This is a genomic window from Dokdonia sp. Hel_I_63 (assembly GCF_007827285.1).
In the GTDB taxonomy this organism is placed as follows: Bacteria; Bacteroidota; Bacteroidia; order Flavobacteriales; family Flavobacteriaceae; genus Dokdonia.
Genome location: NZ_VISD01000001.1, coordinates 52,022 through 69,532 on the forward strand (window position 1 = coordinate 52,022; position 17,511 = coordinate 69,532).

At 37.7% G+C, this 17,511-nt stretch carries 16 protein-coding genes; 9 read left to right on the forward strand and 7 right to left on the reverse strand.

All coding sequences use genetic code 11. The features are described from left to right. Nucleotides 1-15 precede the first annotated feature (15 nt). From JM84_RS00245 to JM84_RS00275, 7 genes are all read left to right on the forward strand, one after another. Nucleotides 16-621 carry a LemA family protein gene (locus JM84_RS00245; RefSeq protein WP_013751096.1) on the forward strand — a complete coding sequence of 202 codons (606 nt, stop codon included), beginning with the start codon at nt 16-18 and terminating at the stop codon, nt 619-621. Beyond that, nucleotides 622-1,065, forward strand: coding sequence for a TPM domain-containing protein (locus tag JM84_RS00250; RefSeq protein WP_144782251.1), 444 nt, complete (start codon nt 622-624; stop codon nt 1,063-1,065). It begins immediately after the preceding gene. Beyond that, nucleotides 1,065-1,892: a TPM domain-containing protein gene (locus JM84_RS00255; protein ID WP_144782253.1), complete on the forward strand. Its 828-nt coding sequence runs from the start codon at nt 1,065-1,067 to the stop codon at nt 1,890-1,892. The genes JM84_RS00250 and JM84_RS00255 overlap by 1 nt, the downstream gene beginning before the upstream one ends. A gap of 188 nt (nt 1,893-2,080) precedes the next feature. After that, the gene (locus JM84_RS00260; RefSeq protein WP_013751093.1) at nt 2,081-2,284 is read left to right on the forward strand and encodes a dodecin family protein; all 204 of its coding nucleotides are present in this window, start codon (nt 2,081-2,083) and stop codon (nt 2,282-2,284) included. 147 nt (nt 2,285-2,431) lie between these two features. Next, nucleotides 2,432-4,471, forward strand: coding sequence for a thioredoxin domain-containing protein (locus JM84_RS00265; protein WP_144782255.1), 2,040 nt, complete (start codon nt 2,432-2,434; stop codon nt 4,469-4,471). A 66-nt stretch (nt 4,472-4,537) separates the two neighbouring features. Then, nucleotides 4,538-5,383 (forward strand): mechanosensitive ion channel family protein, encoded by an 846-nt coding sequence (locus tag JM84_RS00270; protein WP_144782257.1) that lies wholly within the window; start codon nt 4,538-4,540, stop codon nt 5,381-5,383. 144 nt (nt 5,384-5,527) lie between these two features. Beyond that, nucleotides 5,528-6,346, forward strand: coding sequence for a mechanosensitive ion channel family protein (locus JM84_RS00275; protein ID WP_013751090.1), 819 nt, complete (start codon nt 5,528-5,530; stop codon nt 6,344-6,346). Between the two features lie 75 nt (nt 6,347-6,421). Here the strand turns inward: JM84_RS00275 and tsaB are convergent, their stop codons facing one another. The 7 genes from tsaB to JM84_RS00310 form a co-directional block, all read right to left on the reverse strand. After that, nucleotides 6,422-7,099: a tRNA (adenosine(37)-N6)-threonylcarbamoyltransferase complex dimerization subunit type 1 TsaB gene (gene tsaB, locus JM84_RS00280; RefSeq protein WP_013751089.1), complete on the reverse strand. Its 678-nt coding sequence runs from the start codon at nt 7,097-7,099 to the stop codon at nt 6,422-6,424. 3 nt (nt 7,100-7,102) lie between these two features. Further along, complete coding sequence (locus JM84_RS00285) at nt 7,103-8,389, reverse strand: efflux RND transporter periplasmic adaptor subunit (protein ID WP_013751088.1); 1,287 nt, start codon at nt 8,387-8,389, stop codon at nt 7,103-7,105. Between the two features lie 5 nt (nt 8,390-8,394). Next, the gene (locus JM84_RS00290) at nt 8,395-9,852 is read right to left on the reverse strand and encodes a TolC family protein (RefSeq protein ID WP_041295658.1); all 1,458 of its coding nucleotides are present in this window, start codon (nt 9,850-9,852) and stop codon (nt 8,395-8,397) included. 139 nt (nt 9,853-9,991) lie between these two features. Continuing rightward, entirely contained in the window at nt 9,992-11,161 is a 1,170-nt protein-coding gene (locus tag JM84_RS00295) for an efflux RND transporter periplasmic adaptor subunit (RefSeq protein ID WP_013751086.1), read from the reverse strand. Nucleotides 11,162-11,183: 22 nt separating this feature from the next. Then, the gene (locus JM84_RS00300) at nt 11,184-12,443 is read right to left on the reverse strand and encodes an ABC transporter permease (protein WP_013751085.1); all 1,260 of its coding nucleotides are present in this window, start codon (nt 12,441-12,443) and stop codon (nt 11,184-11,186) included. Nucleotides 12,444-12,545: 102 nt separating this feature from the next. Beyond that, nucleotides 12,546-13,790 (reverse strand): ABC transporter permease, encoded by a 1,245-nt coding sequence (locus tag JM84_RS00305; RefSeq protein ID WP_013751084.1) that lies wholly within the window; start codon nt 13,788-13,790, stop codon nt 12,546-12,548. Next, nucleotides 13,783-14,484 (reverse strand): ABC transporter ATP-binding protein, encoded by a 702-nt coding sequence (locus JM84_RS00310; protein WP_013751083.1) that lies wholly within the window; start codon nt 14,482-14,484, stop codon nt 13,783-13,785. Before JM84_RS00310 ends, JM84_RS00305 begins: the two co-directional genes overlap by 8 nt. Nucleotides 14,485-14,808: 324 nt before the next feature. On the opposite strand from JM84_RS00310, the gene JM84_RS00315 reads away from it, so the two are divergent. Together JM84_RS00315 and JM84_RS00320 are read left to right on the forward strand one after the other, a co-directional pair. Continuing rightward, nucleotides 14,809-15,192 (forward strand): hypothetical protein, encoded by a 384-nt coding sequence (locus tag JM84_RS00315; protein ID WP_013751082.1) that lies wholly within the window; start codon nt 14,809-14,811, stop codon nt 15,190-15,192. Between the two features lie 94 nt (nt 15,193-15,286). Next, nucleotides 15,287-17,506, forward strand: a complete 2,220-nt coding sequence (locus JM84_RS00320; protein WP_013751081.1) for a TonB-dependent receptor — start codon at nt 15,287-15,289, stop codon at nt 17,504-17,506. Nucleotides 17,507-17,511: the final 5 nt, after the last annotated feature.

Below are 17,511 nucleotides of genomic sequence, written 5' to 3' on the forward strand. Positions count from 1 at the left end.
AACCTAATTAATATTATGAAAAAAGGACTTATCGCTCTTATCGCCATTGTTGCTATACTAGTAATAGGAGGCTTATGGCTTGCTCGCACAAATAATAATCTCGTTCCTCTAGATGAAGAAGTAAGTGCACAATGGGGTAACGTGGAGAGCTCTTACCAACGTCGTGCAGATTTAATCCCAAATATTGTAAATACAGCCAAAGGCTATGCAGAGTTTGAGCAATCAACTCTTATAGGAGTAATAGAAGCACGTAGCAAAGCTACCTCAATAAATATTGATCCTTCAAACATTACACCAGCACAACTTAGACAGTTTCAAGAAGCTCAGTCAGGTCTTACCTCTGCGCTATCTCGACTATTAGCTGTTTTTGAACGCTACCCAGATCTTAAAGCAAATGAAAACTTCAAGGAGCTAATCAATGAGCTGGAACGTACAGAAAACCGCATCAATGTGGAGCGTAATCGCTTTAATGAAAAAGCAAAAATTTTAAACTCTGAAATTCGTATGTTTCCTACTAACCTAGCGGCAGGAATTTTAGGCTTTGAAAACCGTGCATACTTTGAGGCAGATGCAGGATCAGAAAATGCTCCAGAAGTAGAATTTGATTTTGGCACAAAATAAATGGCATCTACGGTAGAAGACTTTTTAAGTAAAAGGGACGAGCAAGCCATTGTTGAGGCTATTAGACAGTCTGAGACTCGTACTTCGGGAGAAATTCGTGTGCACTTAGAGCATCACTCTAACAAAGTAGATGCGCTCATACGTGCTCAAGAATTATTTCATTTACTTAAAATGGATAATACTAAGGAAGAAAATGGAGTCCTTATTTATGTTGCTGTAGATGATCATAAACTGGCAATTTGCGGTGATGCGGGCATCAACAAGGTAGTCCCGCCAGATTTCTGGGAGTCTACTAAGGATGCTATGATTGCTCAGTTTACAAAAGGAAACTTCCGCGATGGTCTCATTGAAGGAGTACAATCTGCTGGTGAGAAACTAGCTGCATTTTTCCCATGGAAGCATGGTGATAAAAATGAACTCCCTGACGAAATAAGCACCTCTTAATGCAAGAAAAAAATAATTTTTTAGGTTCACGCTTTCGCGAAAGCGTACTCTTCTCTCTACTTTTATTGGTACTGAGTATTCCTGCATTTGGTCAATTTAATATTCCTGAAAAACCGACAAAGGCAAATCCTGACGCAGTTTATGATTACATAGGCTTATTATCTGCAGGACAAAAGAGTGCTTTAGAAAACAAGCTTATTAAATACAGTGACAGTACCTCAACACAAATTGTGATTGCTATTATCGCTACTTCCAATGGAGAAGGACTTGATATGGTAGGCGCAAAGTGGGGACAGCAATGGGGAATAGGCCAGGCAGATGAAGATAACGGCATCCTGATTATTCTCGCAAAAGATGATCGCAAGGTAGATATCAATACGGGTTATGGAATAGAAAGCATCATTTCTGATCGCGATGCAGAGCAAATCATAAATAGAATAATGATTCCTCAGTTTAAACAAGGGAATTTTTATGCTGGCCTAGATCAAAGTGCAGATGCCATCTTTGACGGTTTACAAGGAAACTTTAAAGGAACGAGACAAGGTAACGATGGTTTTCCCATACAAGGGATTCTCATGTTTATCTTTTTTATCGTCATTCTCATTATCATAAGTCGTAACAATCATCGCGGTGGCGGTCGTAATGGCGGTAAGCGCAGTGTAGGCGGCTCACTACTGGATGTTATCATACTCAGCAATATGGGACGTGGCGGCTTTGGTGGTGGAGGATCTTTTGGCGGTGGTGGAAGCTTCGGTGGAGGCGGTGGTTTTGGAGGAGGCTTTGGCGGCGGTGGCTTTGGAGGTGGTGGTGCTTCGGGAGGATGGTAATTACACCAAGTACTTCAAAAATAAAATCTCTCAAAACACCTTCCACTCATACGTTCATCTACACATAACTATCGTTATTATTCAGACAAATAGTAATTATAACATTTACAAAAACATTTGCATTCTTATCTAATGAATTGCGTAACTTTCAGGAAACAACTAATTATTAACACTTTAAAACCAATAAAATGGCAGTATTAAAAGTTATAGAAGTATTAGCAAGTTCTGAGAAAAGCTGGGAAAATGCAGCAGAAAATGCACTTAAACACGCTAGCAAGTCAATAAAGAACATCAAATCTCTTTATGTAAATGAGCAAAACTGTGTAGTAGGTGATGATGGAAAAATAAAAGAATACCGCATGAACTGTAAGATTACTTTTGAAGTAAAGTAAATCTCTTTTAAAAATATTGAAAAAAGTCTCATCTCATGATGGGACTTTTTTTGTTTGTATTTTTACAAGACTACCACAGTTTACAATCGCTCTTGCGTCTATAATCACACTCCTTTTACAATCGCCAAGCACTAAATCAACCCCACTATGGAACATCCTTACACTAATGATCTCATACATGAGACTAGCCCTTACCTATTACAACATGCGCATAATCCTGTAGACTGGAAACCATGGAATGAGCAAACGCTCGCTCAGGCTAAAAAGGAAAACAAACTCTTATTGATTAGCATAGGTTATTCTTCATGCCACTGGTGTCATGTTATGGAGCACGAGAGCTTTGAAAATACAGAGGTAGCGCAACTTATGAATGCGCATTTTATAAATATAAAAGTAGATCGTGAGGAGCGTCCAGATGTAGATAATGTATACATGAATGCTGTCCAACTTATGACCGGTCGAGGTGGCTGGCCCCTTAATGCTATTGCATTACCAGATGGAAGACCAGTATGGGGAGGCACCTATTTCCCTAAAGAGGAATGGACAAGCGCACTAGAGCAAATTGCAAAACTCTATCAAACAGCTCCAGAAAAACTCATAGAATATGCAGAAAAGCTTGAACAAGGCATGCAAGAGATGGATGCAATTATCCCAAATGATAGCAGTCCAGATTTTAAGTTAGAAACGCTCCAAAATGCGATAAGCCAGTGGTCACGACAGTGGGACACTAGACAAGGTGGCCTGAACCGAGCACCTAAGTTTATGATGCCTAATAACTACCTCTTTTTACTTAGGTATGCACACCAAAATCAAGATCAAGAGATTTTAGAATATGTAAATACCACGCTAGAACAAATTGCCTTTGGTGGAGTCAATGACCAAGTAGGTGGCGGTTTTGCCCGTTATAGTGTAGATACTAAGTGGCATGTACCGCACTTTGAGAAAATGCTTTATGACAATGCACAGCTAGTAAGCTTATACGCGCTAGCCTATACAAAGACTAAAAATCCTTTATACAAGCAAACGGTCTATCAAACCTTAACGTTTATAGCCCGCGAGATGACGACAGAAGATGGAGCCTTCTATAGCGCTATAGATGCAGATAGCTTAGCTGCAGATGGAATTCTAGAAGAAGGTGCTTATTATGTGTGGACTAAAAACGAGCTACAAACTTTGATAGGTGATGACTTTGATCTTTTTAAAGAATACTACAACATCAACTCCTATGGAAAATGGGAGAAAGACAACTATGTACTCATTAGACAAGATACAGATCAAGATTTTTCTAAAGAGTGTGACATTTCAGTGGAAGAAATCATTTCCAAGAAAAATAAATGGCATGAGGACTTATTACGCTTTCGCGAAAGCAATAAAGAAAAACCTCGCCTCGATGATAAAATCCTAACCTCTTGGAATGGATTAATGATTAAAGGGTATGTAGATGCCTACCGAGCCTTTAATGAGGATGCATTTCTTACCGCTGCATTAAAAAACGCTACTTTCTTAAGTACCAATCTTATGAGAGAAGATGGCGGTCTCAATCGCACCTTTAAAAATGGAAAAAGTACTATAAATGGATATCTAGAAGATTATGCTGCTATAGTAGATGCCTTTATAGCAATCTATGAAGTTACAGCAGATAATCAATGGCTTAATAAGGCTAAAGAACTTACAGATTACACCTTTCAACATTTTCAAAATCCAGAAAATGATTTATTCTTCTTTACATCAAATCATGATCCTAGCCTAGCAAGTCGTAACACTGAGTTTTATGATAACGTGATTCCGTCCTCAAACTCCATAATGGCAAAAAATATCTTTATGCTATCTCATTACTATGGGGATAATACTTATCGAGATACGGCTAAAGCAATGCTTCATAACATTCAGCCATCTATTGAGCAAAGCCCTACTAGTTTTTCAAACTGGATGGATGGAATGCTTAATTATACCATGCCTTTTTATGAGCTTGTCATCGTGGGAAAAGATGCGGAAGTGCTAAGGCAAGAGTTCGACAGCCATTACATCCCTAATAAATTGATTGCAACTAGCACTATCAAAAGTGATCAAGACATCTTTAAGGGGCGATACCATGATGACAGAACATTTATTTATGTATGTGTGAATAATACGTGCCAACTACCCGTTGAGACTGTGAAAGCCGCGTTAAAACTCATGGAAGTTTAACAGAAGTTTATCCTAGAAGATTATGTAACGTGTTTGCTTATATCCAATTTTGTAAAAAAATTAAATATGATTAATCCTCTGGATCAAGTAAGCGAATACCAAGAACATATAGACCAAGCCATCAAATGGATTTGGGATTTCATCCCAGGCTTTTTGAGTGCGATGTTTTTACTATTTGTTGGTTTATGGGTCATCCGTATTATTAAGCGATTGGTAGCTAAATTTTTCAAAAAAAAGGATTACGAGCCTACGCTTGAAAAATTTATTGCAGATCTCATAAACTGGACCTTAAAAATTGTACTCTTCGTACTTGTGATTACACAGGTAGGGGTACAGACTACTTCTCTGGTAGCTATCATAGGAGCAGCGGGACTAGCAATAGGACTGGCATTACAAGGATCTCTAGCTAACTTTGCAGGAGGGGTTCTCATACTATTACTAAGACCTTTTAAAGTAGGAGATTTTATAAAAGCACAAGGACAAGAAGGAACCGTAAAAGAAATCTCTATTTTTCAGACTAAACTTAACACCTTTGGAAATCAACTAGCAATTATTCCTAATGGAAAATTGTCTAATGAAACCATTATAAACTTTACCGAAGAAGGAATCCGTAAAGAAGCAATCACTTTTGGAATTGACTATGGCGATGATGTAAAACTGGCTAAAAACATTTTACTTACACTAGTTAATGAACAAGAACAAGTAATTCAAGAAGAAGGAAAAGCACCTATGATAGTGCTTGCAGAGCTAGGAGATAGCAGTGTAAACCTATCACTTAGATATTGGGCAAAAAATGAAGACTTCTGGAACTTACGCTGGTTAGTTCTTGAGGAGGGAAAAGAACGTCTAGAAGCTGCCGGAATAACCATACCATTCCCACAACGTGATGTACATGTTCACAATGCTGAATAATAAAAAATTAGACAAGATTCCCGTTTGCATCGATTAACGATACATCCAAGGAGATAATAATTCTATAGAAACTCACATATATCAATATATGTGAGTTTTTCTATTTTTAGGTTACAAACATTAACAACCTAATAATTACAACCAATGGAAGATTATCAAAAATGGATTGACCTCGCTATCGAAAAAGGATCAGAATATGGTCTAAAACTTATTATGGCTATTGTCATATGGGTCGTAGGTAAATGGGTTATCAACAAGCTTATGAAGCTATTTAAAACGGCGCTTCATAAGAACAAAAATATGGATGTAACTTTAGAAAGGTTTCTGTCTAACCTAGTAAGAACAATACTTCTCATACTTCTTATCATTGCTATATTAGGACAGTTAGGCATTAATACGGCTTCTTTTGCGGCAATTCTTGCAGCAGCTGGTCTTGCTATAGGCCTCGCACTACAAGGATCCCTTTCTAACTTTGCTGGAGGTGTACTAATGATGCTGTTTAAACCTTTTAAGGTGGGTGATCTTATCGAAGCACAAGGAGAGATAGGCGTGGTACAAGAAATACAAATACTTACCACTAAAATTGCCACTCCAGGAAATAAACTCGTAATTATACCTAATGGGATTCTCTCCAATGGAAATATTAAAAACTACTCAGAATTAGGAGAACTTCGTATTGACCTTACTATTGGAGTATCTTATGACGCAGATATTAAGGCGACTAAAGAAGCTCTTATGCGCGCTATGCATTCTCAAGAAAATGTATTACAAGTACCTGCTCCATCTGTTAATATGGGTGAGCTTGCAGATAGCTCTGTAAATTATGAAGTGCGTCCTTGGGCATCACCAGAAAATTACTGGGATGTATACTTCCAAACTATCGAGAATTGTAAAATTGAACTTGACAAAGCTGGGATTGAAATCCCTTATCCACATGCTGTCGAAATACACAAAGAAGCTTAAGAGGCTTTTTCTTAAAAGGAAAAATCCCGTGATACAGTATTGTATCACGGGATTTTTTTTGCTTAAGGGTTATTACTACTTTGCTTTAGGCATACCTGCAATAAAATCTTTGAGGTAATACGGTTCAAAATAAGCTACATCTTCAAGATCATTAGCTTCAAATTTTGACTGTGCCATAGTTGCCATTTGTGTTGATGAAGGCAGCTCTCCTATCACAAACCTAGCATTAGGATGCTCACAGATTTCTTGAAATTTTTCTACGCCATTCCCCACAAAGTGAACAATTCCTTTATCTAAATATTCGGTGAAGGATGTTTCATCTAGTATTTGTGCTTGGGTTTCTCTGTGACGATTTCCATTATTATCAAAAACAGCACTGTACACTTCCATACGACGCGCATCAAGCATTGGTATGATGAGTTCGCCATCGTTAACAGTTAGCTTTCGCGAAAGCGCACCTAAAGTATCTACAGAGATAAGCGGTATATCTAGTGAGGCACAGAGTCCCTTTGTTGCTGAAACACCTATACGAAGCCCTGTATAGCTTCCTGGACCTTTACTTACGGCAATTGCATTAAGTTTATCTTTAGTAACACCTGCTGTATCAAGCACCTCTTTAATAAATACGTGCAATCGCTCTGCGTGAGAATACTTTTGAGCATTATCCTCCTGCATTGCCACTACGTTTCCATTAATAGACAAAGCCACCGAACAATTTGTGGTGGCTGTCTCTAGACATAAAATATGTGTCATTTTTTACTCTTCAGATTCGTTTTTTTCTTCTCCCTTTACCTCAACTTTATCTCCTGTTTTGAGTGTTTTAGTTACAAGACTGTAAGGGCCTATGATAATCTCATCTCCTTCTTCTAGACCTGTTAAGATTTCAATTTTAGAGTCATCTTGTATTCCTGTGGTTACCACCTTCAACTTTGCTTCACCACCACTCTTCACAAATACACATTCAAATTTCTCCTCTGCCGCTCCTGCACTTGTTGTAGACTTAGGCGTAGTGCTTCTTGTAGCACTTGTATCTGTTTTTACAACAATAGCACTTATAGGTGCTGCAAGGATATCGTTACGCTTTTTTGTAATGATATCTACCGTTGCTGTCATACCAGGTCTAAAAGGCGAATATGTATCCTTTTTACCTTCTAGCAAGTGCTTATATGATTCTTCTAGAATACGCACTTTTACTTTAAAGTTTGTAACCTGATCTGCAGTAAGTGTTGCTTGAGCAGAGTTTGCAATTTCTGTAACCACACCAGCAAATTTTGTTTTTAGGTATGCATCTACCTCTACGATAGTTGAATCTCCTATTGCAATTTTTACAATATCATTTTCATTTACATCTACCTCAACCTCCATGTTATTAAGGTTTGCTACACGTACAATTTCTGTTCCTGCCATTTGAGCAGTACCTACTACACGTTCTCCCAGCTCTACATTAAGCATAGAGATAGTACCATCTCGTGGTGCAAAAATAGAAGTACGCCCTAGATTATCTGTAGCTTGCTTTACTTGAGCAGCAACACTCTGTACGTTATAAAAAGCACTCTGACGATTTGCTTGCGCAATATCGAGATCAGACTGTGCTCTTTCAAAATCTGCTTTTGAGATTACACCTTTATCAAAAAGTGGCTTATTACGATTAAAAGTAAGCTTGGCTTGATTAAGACTAGCTTCTGCTTGTGATAATCCGGCACGGCTATTTTGTAGCGCTGCGCGACTCTGGCTTACTGCTGCTTGTACTAAGTCTGGATTGATTTTTACAAGTAGGTCTCCTTTTTTTACATCTTGTCCTTCTTTAATAGGAAGGTCTATGATTTCTCCAGATACTTCTGATGATAGCTTTACTTCTATCTCCGGCTGTATTTTACCAGTAGCGGCCACCGTCTCAATGATAGTTGCTCGCTCTAGCTTCTGCACCTCTACAGCCTTGAAATTACCAGACTTACCGAAAGCTCCAGATTTTTTACCTGCGATTAATGCTATAACTACAATAGCAACAATACCTAGTAAAATGAAAAGTGTTTTTTTACTCATTTTGGTTAGAATTTTAGTTCGGTAACTGGAACTCCAAAATAGAGCTCTAATACCTTAATACGGAAAATATAATCATATTTAGAACGCGCAATCTCAATCTGTGCATTATCGTAACGTAATTTACTTTGGCTAAAGTCAAAGGCGTTTGTAAGCCCCACATCGTAGCGATCTTTTGCATATGCATATGCTAGCTCTTGCGACTCTACAGCTATTTTGGCTGCTTCATAACTTTCTCTCGCAGCTTTTGCATCTGTGTATGCTTGATAAACAGCAGTTCTTAGGTTTTGCTCTGCTAGCTCTTTTTGAAACTCTGAGCGCATTACATTTACTTCACTACGTTTTACTTGATTTTTTACACTAAATCCGTTAAACACAGGAACTCTCAAAGATAATCCATAAGAGATACCATCATTAAGGTATAGTTGCTCTATAAATGGTAATGGCCCTATTTCATCAACTCCAGTAATATTAGGAGATAAACTAGTTACAATATCACCGGTGTTACCCACAACTCCAATAGGATTTCCAGAATCAATAAAAGGATTATCAGGATCTATTGATGTATTAAAACCGCTTGATCTATTAGACTCCCTAGTATTATAATTAAAGAATGCATCTAGTGTTGGATAAAATCCCGTTTTACTTATTTCTAAATCCTTTTTAGCTATTGCTTCATTTTGTTCAGCAATCTTAAGATCGTAGCGCGTTTCCTTTGCTGTCTCTATTAATACATCTGCCTGAGTATCTAAAATTCCTTCTCCTTGCACTTCATATTCCCCTTCGGCAATATCAAAGTTGGCAAAGTCTTTAATGTTTAAAAGCTGAGCGAGATTTACGAGTCCTATAGATACTGCATTTTCGGCAGCTACTATACGCTGTCTTTCACTAGCGTCTGTTGCTCTTATTTCAAGTAGATCGCCTCTAGGCAACACACCTCCATCTACAAGTTCTTGTGTACGCAATATTTGCTCTTTAGTCACAGCATTTTGAGTAACAATTACTTTTGCACTTTCTCTCGCTAGTAGTACTTGGAGATAAGAGACTGCTACATTAAGAGCGACATCATCTTTAAGTTTAGCAATATTATAATCTGCTGCGATTTTAGAAAGTTCTGCTCTATCTAATACTTTATGGTTTCTAAAACCATTGATTAAACGCACTCCAGAACTTATCCCAAAAGATGAGTTACGTGTTTGTTGTGTTTCTAAAACTCCAGTAAGTACGTTTTGCGTAAGACCCGTTTGCCAAGAATTTGATGCGGTACCGTTTAAGGTAGGCAAAAATGCTCCTATGGCATCAGAGCGGTCTATGGCTGCAGTCTCTAGATCTAACTCCGTTTGCTGGATGTTAATATTATTATCTATCGCATATTGCACGCATTCTTGCAGGGTCCACTTCTTCTCTTGACTATATGTCGTGAGAGCGAGTAACGCTGTCATACAAAATAAGATGGCTTTTTTCATAATCTTGATTGATGTCCAATATGACTATTGAAACGGTTATATGTTACAAAAACTGTTAATTATTTTTTTTGAGAGGTTGTTACGCTTTCGCGAAAGCGCACTTAAAAAACCTCCTTGCACCTATAAAACAAGGGGTTATCTAGCCTCTACCTCCTCCAAATCCAGTAGGGATTTTAAGCTGGTTCCACACCTTGATATTATCTTCTGCTGTGATTCCGCTCTTTACTTCTACAAAAATACCATCACTCACACCTACTTCTATATCACGACGTTCAAACTCTTGATCGCCTGTAGCGACCTCTACAAATGGCTTCTTAGTCTTAGGATCATATTGTACAAGTGCCTCTTTTATAGAAAGAACATCTGTCGCTTTCTCAAGAATAATACTAGCGTTTGCACTCAGTCCAGCTCTAATAAATGTATCTGAATTTGTACGATCTAATGTTCCTTTAATTTCAAACTGAATCGCTCCATTTTCGGCTACGCCCTTAGGTGCTATATAATCAAGAGTCGCGTTAAAAGTCATATTTTCTATCGCTCCTACGGTGATTTCTAATGGTAAATCTTCTTTTATTTTACCTACCTCACTCTCATCCACTTTTCCTTCAAAAATCATTTTATCTACATCTGCTAGTGTTGCAACCGTAGTTCCATCATTAAAGTTGTTTGCTTCTATAACTTGGTTTCCTGTTTTTACCGGCACGTCAAGAATCATCCCAGTAATAGTAGATCTAATTTGAGTAGTAGCAGCATTACCAAGACCGCTAGTTGTTCCCGTTTTTATAATATCATAATTTTGAGAGGCGCTTGTAAAATTGACTTGCTCCTGCTTTACGCGCTGTTGCGCCTGATTATAAGAATTCTGAATCCCATCAAAATCATTTGCAGAGATTACTCCTTTATCAAAGAGCGCCTTCTGACGGTCATAAATACTTTTTTGATTTGCTAGCGCAAGCTTTGCAGTCTCAACTCCCGTGCGAGCACCTGCAATATTATTCTTTGCATTTGTAAGTGATGATGCATTAGGCACCACCTCAATTTGAGCAATGAGATCTCCTGCCTTGATATTATCTCCAGCCTCTACATAAATCTCTTTAATGATTCCAGACACATTAGGCTTAATAAGTACTTCTTCCTTAGGAACAATACTTCCAGTAGCCACCGTTTTCTTAACAATAGTGCGGCTAGAAGCTTGCTCTGTAGTGTAAACAATAGGGTCTTGCTTATCTTTTGTGTAGATGTACCAGATGCCTACTGCAAATAATATGACGATTACAATGAGTGTAATAATGGTTCCTGTGCGTTTCATGGTATGAGAGGTTGATTGTGTTTTATTCTATTCTTAATGCGTCTATAGGCTTCATTTGTATTGCCCTTGAAGCCGGAATAAATCCAGCTAGTAATCCTGAAACTATCAAAATAGCGAGCGCCACAAAAATGACATTTATATTTACTGATGGATTTGCAAAATTATCTACTTTTCCTACTTGGTCTAAAATGGTATTCATCACCCATATAAATCCAGCGGCAACGGCGATACCAGACATTCCTGAGATAATAGTAAGCACTAAAGATTCTTGTAAAATCTGAGATTTAATCTCCCATGGCGTCGCTCCTAGTGCTCTGCGTACTCCTATTTCTTTAGTTCGTTCTTTTACCACAATAAGCATAATATTACTTATTCCTATCACTCCTGAAAGTAGCACTAATGACCCTACAAAGTAACCTACAAAAGTGAGGATAGAGAATAGCCCCATCACACGACCATATGCTTCTGATAAATCAAAGTGACCTATTGCTCGTTTATCATCAGGGTGGATAGAGCGCTGCTCTCTCATGGTTGCAAATACTTGCTCCTTAATGTCTGTAATATTTATATCTTCACTAGCAGTTATTGCCATCCACCCTACATAATCCCCTCTATTAAAAGCTTGTGAAAATGTGGTAAAAGGCACAAAAATAGTATTTGCATCTTCCTCTGCATCTCCACTACTTTTTGGGTTTTTAAAAGTACCTACCACTAGAAAGTTAACGCCATTTATTTTTATATAGGTATTAAGGACTTCTTCTCCATTATCATACAACCCCTTCACTACATCTTCTCCTATGACGCATATCTTGCGTTTTTCATTAATGTCAGAATATGAGATGTAACGCCCAGAAGTAATGTCTTGAGGCTGCTGTTTTATAAATTCTGGATAATCTCCGTAGATACTAAAAGCTCCTGTTTTTTCATTGCGCGTCACATTGTTTGCACCATTAAATCCTCCAAGTTGATTACGGGGTGAGATATATTTAAGCTCTGGATACTTCTCTCTAAGCACCTCGACATCTTCAAGCTTAAAACTAAATCTTCTTCCCTTAGGTAATCCTTTGTATGATATAGATGTTCCTTGCGACCACATAAACATAGAGTTTGTCGCAAAATCACCAAAATCTGCAGAAACTCCATTCTTAAGCCCATTGGTTAGTGCTAGTAGCAATACCAATATTAAGATTCCCCAGAATACACCAAATGCAGTAAGTAACGTGCGAAACTTATTTGCATTGAGGGCTTCTAATATTTCATTCCAGCGGTCTTTGCTAAACATCTTGTTATACCTTATGAAGGTGTTTTTAGTTAAACGTTAGTTCCTCCTTTTATAACGGGAGTATTTTATGAGTACGCTTTCGCGAAAGCGTGATAGTTAATTTTATTCGTCTCTTAGCGCCTCTATAGGTCTAATATTTGCTGCTCTTCTAGCTGGAATATAACCCGCTAGTGCTCCCGCAACTATTAATATAATCACTGTCGAAATTGCTGTTACAAAATCTACTTGAGGAAACTTAATAAAGTCACTATCTATTTGTGGCCCTATAAGTTCTAATAAACCTACGCCTAGAAACAAACCTAAAAATCCAGCGATTGCGGTAATAAAAATAGACTCTTGTAGTATCATCCCAATGATAGAACTAGGTAATGCGCCTAATGCCTTTCTCACTCCAATTTCCTTAGTGCGCTCTTTTACGATAATGAGCATGATGTTGCTTACTCCTACTACTCCAGCGATAATAGTTCCTATGCCTACAAACCAAAACACCATGCGTATGGTGTCTATAAGGCTATATATTTTTTGTGCTTCTTCAAGATTATAATTTACACGCACCGCGCTTCTATCATCTGGCGCTATCTGGTAGCGTGACTTAATCTCATCTTCAATACCTTGACTCACTGCTGCAGATAGTGCAACGGCCTCATCAAAATTTTCAGACATTTTTACGGTAAATGCCATAGAGCGCAGGTTGTCTCCAGCATTAAATACTCTTTGTGCTGTACTAAGCGGAATAAAAATTCTAGATTCCTCACGCTCACCTCCTGGATCTGTAAAGACTCCAGCTACTAGGAAATTAATCCCACTTATTTTTATGGTTTCTCCTATAGGGTCTGCAGTTTTAAAGAGGTCATTTTTTACCTTCTGACCTATAATCGCAACTTTGATGCCTTCATCTTCGTCCTTTTGAGTAAGAAATCTACCTGCAGAGAGTGTTGCGTTTTCTATAAATTGCTGTCCATAGTTTGCTCCTTCTATACGATAATTACCCGACTCGTTACCATAGTTTACCTGGCCACCCCAGATATTATATAATCCAGTTTTATGCTCTAAGGCCTCACCAAACTTTGTGTTGACATTTTCATAATCACTATTATGCATCTGGATACGCCTACCAGGATTAAGACCTGCATATTCCTTTGTGGTAACACCGGTCCATACATTTACACGACTTTCGGCGTCTTGAGCAAATTGAGTTTTTACTCCTTTTTGAATACCTGTACTAAAACCTAATAAAATCACTAGGATAAAAATCCCTGAAGCTACAGATAGACCAGTAAGAAACGTACGAAGTTTGTTTTTTCCTATGGTCTCAAAAATCTCTTGCCAGCGCTCTACATCAAACATGATTGATTGCCTTTACTTGATTTACGAGTGTATCATCTATAATGCGACCGTCTTTTAGATTTACGATGCGCTTAGTCATCTCTGCGATATCTGGCTCGTGGGTAACAATTAAGATTGTTTTGCCCTCATCATTAATTCCTTGTATGAGATCCATCACCTCATAAGATGTCTTTGTATCAAGTGCTCCCGTTGGCTCATCTGCTAGTAAAACTTTTGGGTCACTCGCTAGTGCACGCGCTATTGCAACACGTTGCTTTTGCCCTCCAGACATCTCACTAGGCAAGTGCGTTGCCCACTGTGCAAGACCTACTTTTTCTAGATAATGCATGGCTCTATCTGTACGCTCTGCACGCTTCATACCTTGATAGTATAACGGCATTGAGACATTATCAAGTGCATTTTTATAATTAATAAGATTAAATGATTGAAAAATAAATCCTAAGAATTTATTACGGTATTGGGCTGCTATTTTTTCATTGAGGTTTTTAATTGGGACATTATCTAGCGTATAATTACCCTCATCTGCCTCATCAAGCATTCCCAGTATGTTTAAAAGCGTAGATTTTCCAGACCCAGAAGATCCCATAATTGAAACTAGCTCTCCCTCTTTTACAGAAAAGTCTATACCCTTAAGAACGTGAAGAGAGTTGCTCCCCATCTGATACGATTTGTGAAGGCCTTGTATTTCAATCATGGTTAATAGTTTATAACAATATTAACGTTTAGCAACTTAAATATTGTGAATTTCTTGTTAAGAGTACTCGATGTCTAAGCTAGCTTTTACGCTGTAAAATGTATTATATAGACTGTTTTTGAGAGTTTCTGTTACACTAACTTATGTTAGCGTTTTGTTAAAGATATTTTTATGCTTTCGCGAAAGCGCAACCCTTTTTTCTTAAACTATTCTTAAAACGAAACTCTCGAGGTCATATTACCGTAAATTCTATAGTAGATTCACACATACAAACTGAAAACTAACCACTACATACCATCCATTACCAAAACTATCGCCTTTTGCATGGCGGTCTTTTGCTTGCTATCACCTATAAAAAAGGTGGTCTTCCAACTTGCGCACAATATTGAACACGCAATCGTTCAAGATAATAATCATAATCCGCCGCATCAACACGCAACCATAACTACCCATCATCACAGTAATGAGGTGTCTACACATCACAGCCACCGTGCTCTTACTTTTCTAAAATTGGTATTTAATAGTAATGACCAGCAACCAGAGCATTTTAAAAGCGATGAAAAGTATAATACAGACAAACAATTGTCACAAACCTATTACCCTACTCTAGCAAGCACTACATCTACTGATACAGTACATAACTGGTGGTATCTAGAGAAAAAATATTCTTCACAAAGAGATTTGTTTAAACAGCCTCCACAACTGTAGTATTCTCACTAAGGAATACTGTTTTTATACTCGCCTATCACTAGGCTAGTCATATAAACACGCACAAATACATTCAAATCTCAAATATAATTATATGAAATTCTTTCTTGGAGTTATCACGATGCTCCTCATTATCCCATTATACGGCCAGTCTATCAAAGGCGTGGTGCTAGATGAAAATGCTAGCCCAATAGAAAATGCAAATATTTTTAATAAAGAATCGGGACAGCATGCACACACGAATGCTACTGGTTTCTTTAGCATTCCTAAAACAAAAGTAGGTGACTCTTTATATTTTTCTAGCTTAGGGTATGAAACCTTTCTTTATGTATTATCAGAAGGTGAAACACAATTGCAAATTAAGCTTGAGCCTAAGTCGTTTTCACTTGACCAAGTTCTGATTGTATCTGAAGTAAACCAATTAAGTAGAATTGTAGATATCGACGTTCAGAATAATCCTGTAAAATCTTCCCAAGAAATTTTACGTAAAGTGCCTGGACTAATTATAGGACAGCATGCAGGTGGAGGAAAAGCAGAACAAATTTTCTTACGTGGTTTTGATATTGATCATGGTACAGACCTCGCTCTTAGTGTAGATGGACTTCCTGTCAATATGGTTTCTCACGCTCACGGACAAGGATACTCAGATTTACACTTTGTGATTCCAGAAACCATACAGAATATAGAATTTGGCAAAGGTCCTTTTAATGCTCAGCAAGGTAACTTTGCAACAGCAGGTTATATAGACTTAAAACTCAAAGATGTTATAGAAGACAATTTAATTACTCTTGAAGTTGGCCAATTTAATACACAACGTTTATCAGGTTTATTTCCAGTACTTAATAAAGAATACAGCTCATTATACTTCGCATCAGAAATATATCTTACTGATGGACCTGTAGACTCACCACAGAACTTTAATCGTCTTAACTTGATGAGTAAATACATTTATGCCAAGCCTGGAGAGGAAGAGCTGGATATTACATTATCACACTTTCAAAGTAAATGGGATGCCTCTGGCCAAATACCTCAAAGAGCTGTAGATGCGGGATTGATAGGTCGTTTTGGAGCAATAGACGATACCGAAGGTGGTACTACAAGTAGAAGTAATATCTCTCTCAACTACACAAAGAACTTAAATGATAGTGACACCTTTAAGACCAATGCGTTTTTATCAAAATATGACTTTGAACTTTATTCAAACTTCACTTTTTTTCTTGAAGATCCAGTAAACGGTGATCAAATAAGACAGCACGAAGACCGTGTATTAATGGGTGTTCAAAGTTCTTTTGAACGCAAGGAGACAGAGGTTGCTGGTTTTAATCTAGATTATCAGACTGGTGTTGGTTTTAGATATGATGACGTAAATGACGTAGAGTTATCACGTACAAGGAATCGTCGTGAGACACTAGAAAATCTATCCTTAGGTGATGTGGATGAGCTTAATGCTTTTGGTTACTTTAATGCCGAATTTAAAAAAGGCGATTGGAACATTAATCCGTCTGTACGTTTAGACTATTTCAAGTTTGACTATGTGAATGAGCTAAGTCCTGTATATGATAATCGTAGTGAAGATAAGGTAGCCTTTAGCCCTAAGCTTAATGTCATTTACACACCGTCTACTACCTTTCAATATTTCCTCAAAACAGGTATAGGCTTTCACTCTAATGACACACGCGTAGTTGTAGCAAATGAAGGTGAAGATATTTTACCTGCAGCTTATGGTTTTGATATAGGTACTATTATTAAACCAGCCGACCGTCTTGTGGTTAATGCTGCCTTATGGAGCTTATTTCTAGACCAAGAATTTGTGTATGTAGGTGATGCTGGAATTGTAGAGCCTAGTGGACGCTCTCGCAGAGTAGGTGTTGAGCTAGGTGCTAGATACCAGTTTAACGATTGGTTATATGCATACTCAGATGTAAACTATACGTATGCTAGAAGTACAGATGAACCTAATGGGGCAGATTTAATACCACTAGCACCAGACCTTACAGCAGTAGGAGGGATAAGTGTAGACAATCTAGGTGCATTTTCTGGATCGCTTTCTTACCGTTTTATTGATGATAGAGCAGCAAATGAAGATAACTCAATCGTAGCAGAAGGTTATTTTGTTACAGATATGAATCTTAACTATAAAGTAAAAAACTGGACGTACGGAATTGTAATAGAAAATCTATTTGACACTGAATGGAATGAAACTCAATTTGCTACAGAAAGTAGATTATTTAATGAAACACAGTCTGTAGAGGAAATTCACTTTACACCGGGTGTTCCTTTCTATTTACGAGGAAGAATTTCAGTTTCTTTTTAATAAGA

What these genes read in the sequence shown, in the direction of transcription:
- JM84_RS00245 (WP_013751096.1), top strand. Translation starts at nt 16, where the DNA reads ATGAAAAAAGGACTTATCGCTCTTATCGCCATTGTTGCTATACTAGTA.
- JM84_RS00250 (WP_144782251.1), top strand. Translation starts at nt 622, where the DNA reads ATGGCATCTACGGTAGAAGACTTTTTAAGTAAAAGGGACGAGCAAGCC.
- JM84_RS00255 (WP_144782253.1), top strand. Translation starts at nt 1,065, where the DNA reads ATGCAAGAAAAAAATAATTTTTTAGGTTCACGCTTTCGCGAAAGCGTA.
- JM84_RS00260 (WP_013751093.1), top strand. Translation starts at nt 2,081, where the DNA reads ATGGCAGTATTAAAAGTTATAGAAGTATTAGCAAGTTCTGAGAAAAGC.
- JM84_RS00265 (WP_144782255.1), top strand. Translation starts at nt 2,432, where the DNA reads ATGGAACATCCTTACACTAATGATCTCATACATGAGACTAGCCCTTAC.
- JM84_RS00270 (WP_144782257.1), top strand. Translation starts at nt 4,538, where the DNA reads ATGATTAATCCTCTGGATCAAGTAAGCGAATACCAAGAACATATAGAC.
- JM84_RS00275 (WP_013751090.1), top strand. Translation starts at nt 5,528, where the DNA reads ATGGAAGATTATCAAAAATGGATTGACCTCGCTATCGAAAAAGGATCA.
- tsaB (WP_013751089.1), bottom strand. Translation starts at nt 7,099, where the DNA reads ATGACACATATTTTATGTCTAGAGACAGCCACCACAAATTGTTCGGTG.
- JM84_RS00285 (WP_013751088.1), bottom strand. Translation starts at nt 8,389, where the DNA reads ATGAGTAAAAAAACACTTTTCATTTTACTAGGTATTGTTGCTATTGTA.
- JM84_RS00290 (WP_041295658.1), bottom strand. Translation starts at nt 9,852, where the DNA reads ATGAAAAAAGCCATCTTATTTTGTATGACAGCGTTACTCGCTCTCACG.
- JM84_RS00295 (WP_013751086.1), bottom strand. Translation starts at nt 11,161, where the DNA reads ATGAAACGCACAGGAACCATTATTACACTCATTGTAATCGTCATATTA.
- JM84_RS00300 (WP_013751085.1), bottom strand. Translation starts at nt 12,443, where the DNA reads ATGTTTAGCAAAGACCGCTGGAATGAAATATTAGAAGCCCTCAATGCA.
- JM84_RS00305 (WP_013751084.1), bottom strand. Translation starts at nt 13,790, where the DNA reads ATGTTTGATGTAGAGCGCTGGCAAGAGATTTTTGAGACCATAGGAAAA.
- JM84_RS00310 (WP_013751083.1), bottom strand. Translation starts at nt 14,484, where the DNA reads ATGATTGAAATACAAGGCCTTCACAAATCGTATCAGATGGGGAGCAAC.
- JM84_RS00315 (WP_013751082.1), top strand. Translation starts at nt 14,809, where the DNA reads ATGGCGGTCTTTTGCTTGCTATCACCTATAAAAAAGGTGGTCTTCCAA.
- JM84_RS00320 (WP_013751081.1), top strand. Translation starts at nt 15,287, where the DNA reads ATGAAATTCTTTCTTGGAGTTATCACGATGCTCCTCATTATCCCATTA.